The sequence below is a fragment of the Actinomycetospora sp. genome (genome assembly GCF_055612215.1).
The window spans coordinates 1-2837 of sequence record NZ_JBVPVA010000012.1; the positions used below are offsets into that span (position 1 = coordinate 1).

Annotated in this window: 2 protein-coding genes; both read right to left on the bottom strand. The window is 79.0% G+C overall.

Going from position 1 to position 2837, the window contains the following annotated elements; genetic code table 11:
- Nucleotides 1–322: 322 nt before the first annotated feature.
- On the bottom strand, nt 323–1297 hold the full coding sequence (locus AC0CYZ_RS00255; protein ID WP_472210833.1) for an SDR family NAD(P)-dependent oxidoreductase: 975 nt from the start codon (nt 1295–1297) through the stop codon (nt 323–325).
- Between the two features lie 68 nt (nt 1298–1365).
- On the bottom strand, nt 1366–2837 hold a 1472-nt coding region (locus AC0CYZ_RS00260), incomplete at its 5' end, for an alpha/beta hydrolase (RefSeq protein ID WP_472210836.1).

The window sequence follows — 2837 nt, forward strand, 5'->3', positions numbered from 1 at the left end:
CCGGTCCGGTCGGCCGGACGGGTCCGGGGTGCTGCGCGTACGGCGACCGGGGGCCGGGGCCTCCGCTCGCCGCGCCGGGGAGCGGCTGGCCACCGGTCCGGGGGGCCGTCGGCCCGCCCGCGCCGGGCCGCTCGACCGCGCGGTCGCCCGTGGTGTCCGTGTCCTGACTCATCCCGTCGCCCCCGATGGCACCGGAGTCCCCGCTCCGCCGCGGGGCCCTTCAACCGTCGCATCGACGGACCGGGTCCGAGTGTTATCCGACCGGTGACCGCGTTCTCCCGAACTCCTCCGATCGGGCGACCGTTCGGGGCTCCGGAGCGGTTCAGGCCGCGGTGGCGTCCACGCAGAGCGCCCAGAGCCCGGCCCGCTCCGCCGGGCTCTCGACGCCGCGGGGCAGGTAGTGGGTCGGGCGCGGGGTGCGGTCGTGCCAGAAGACCCCGCTGCAGCGGCCGGGCTCGCGGGCGGCCTGCAGCCAGACGGCGGTGTCGGCGCCCTGCTGGACGGTGCGCAGGAACGGCCCGGTGATCCGGTGGAAGGCGGGCATCGAGCCGGCGACGCCGGGGGTGTCGGCCCAGCCCGGATGCATGCTGTGGACCACGACGCCCGAGGCGGCGAGGTCGTCGGCGAGCAGCTCGGCGAGGACGACCTGCATGCGCTTGGTGCGGGCGTAGGCGGCGCCGCCGGAGAAGCGGCCCGCCAGGAACTCCGGGTCGTCGACGTGCATGGACGCGGTGTACATCCCGCCCGAGGACACGAAGACCACGCGGGACGGGTTGCCGGGGCGCTCCGGCGGCGAGCCGGCGCGCAGCAGCGGCAGCAGCTCGCGGGTGAGCAGGAACGGCCCGAGCACGTGGGTGGCCAGGCACAGCTCGTGCCCGGCCGCGGTCTCGGTGCGCTCGGCGGGGAGCACGCCCGCGTTGTGCACCAGGCCGTGCAGCGCGATCAGCCGGTCGCGCGCGTCGGCGGCGTAGCGGCGCACGTCGGCAAGGTCGGACAGGTCGCACCGCGCCACCGTCACCCGGGCGCCGGGGTGCGCCGCGAGGACGCGGTCGCGGGCCGCCTCACCGCGCCCGCGGTCGCGCACCACCATCTCGACGTCGGCGCCCAGGCGCACGAGCCCCGCGACGGTGGCCTCCCCGAGCCCCGCGCTCGCCCCGGTCACCGCCACCGTACGTCCGGTCAGGGTGCCGTCCGGGAGCGACGTCCACCCGGCGGAGCGGGCGAGGTAGCCCAGCCGCGAGTAGCCCGGGAGCACGAGACGGTCGAGCGCGGCATCGAACAGTCGCGGCAGGGGCACGCGGGCGACCCTACGGGCGCGTCCCCGGGTCGTCAGGAAAATGATCACCAGCTCACGCGACGGGGACCTCAGGGCGGGCAGACGGTCTCCTCGCGCGGGATCGCGCCGCCGACCAGGAAGTCCTCGACCACCCCGGCGATGCACGGCGTCCCGGGGAACGCGCCGTGCCCCGCGCCCAGCCACGACACCAGCACCGCACCCTGCATGCCCGCCGCCACCCGCTGGCTCTCCGCGAGCGGCACGGCCGGGTCGGCCGCGGTCCCGAGCAGCAACGTCGGGGTCGGCGTGCCGGCGAACGGGGCGGGCGCGGCCGTCGGCACCGGCCACGAGGCGCACGCCAGGGGCCGCTGCGCGAACCAGCCGCCGAACACCGGGTCCCCGGCCGCGGCGCGCCGCACCGCCGCGGCGACCTGGTCGAGGGTCTGGCGGCCCGCGTCGTCGTTGCAGGTCTGGACGAGCCCGAGGTCGTAGCCGGCGTCGCCGACGCCACCGGCCGCGCCGGTGCCCACGCCCTCGCGGGCCTCCGCGAGCGCCAGCACCCCCGCCGGGCTGCCGGTCCGGGCCGCGGCCAGCGCGGTCGCGAGGGCCGGCCAGGAGTCGGGGTCGCCGAGGCGGTCGACCAGCACGGAGACGACCGTCCCGGCCGTGAGCGCGCGGCCCGGCACCGGTCCCGTCGCGTCGGGAGCACCGGGCAGGGGCGCGGCGCGCAGCCGCGCGACGAGGTCGGCGACCGCGGCGTGCGGGTCCGGCCCGAGCGGGCAGGCCCCGGCGGAGACGCACGCGGTGGCGAAGGCGTCGAGGCCGGCGCGGGCCGCGGCGGCACGCTGGTCGGCCCCGACCGGCTCGGTGGCGGTGGGGTCGGGGAGCGCGTCGAGCACGAGGCGACCCTGCGCGCCGGGGTGGGCCTGGGCCCAGCGGGCGAGGGTGGACGCGCCACCGCCGAGCCCGATCGCGTTCAGCTGCCGGGCCCCGATCGCCTGGCGGACCTCCTCGAGGTCGTCGGCGTCGGTCGCGGTGGTGAAGTCGGTGAGCGAGTCCTCGAGCAGCTGGGAGCACGTGCGGGCCGCGCTGCTCGCGGCCGCCGCGAACGGCGCGAGGGCGACCGGGTCCGCGGCGGCGGGGTCGGCGTCGTCCAGGGCCGCCCGGGTGGTGGGGGTGACGCAGTCGACGGCGGTCCCGGAGCTGCCCCGGACGTCGACGCCGTAGAGGGCGCGGCCGGCGAGCAGGTCGACCGGGCCCCGGGCGGCGAGCCGCACAGCCGCCTCGGTCCCGGTCCGCCGGCCCGGGTCGCCGAGCACCGCGATCGGCACCGTCGGCGTGGTCGGGGCCGGACCGAGCGTCACCCGCGTGACGTCGACCTCGGCGGCCGAGGCCGAGGACCCCGTCGCGAAGCCGCCGCCCACCGGCACCGTCGCGCAGCTCATCCGCAGGTCGCGCCCGCCGAGGGCGGCCGGTCCGCCCAGCTCGGCGACGACCGGGGCGGTGCACTCGGTGAAGGGCACCGTCTGCGTCGAGGGCTGCAGGGGCGGCAGGGCGCTGG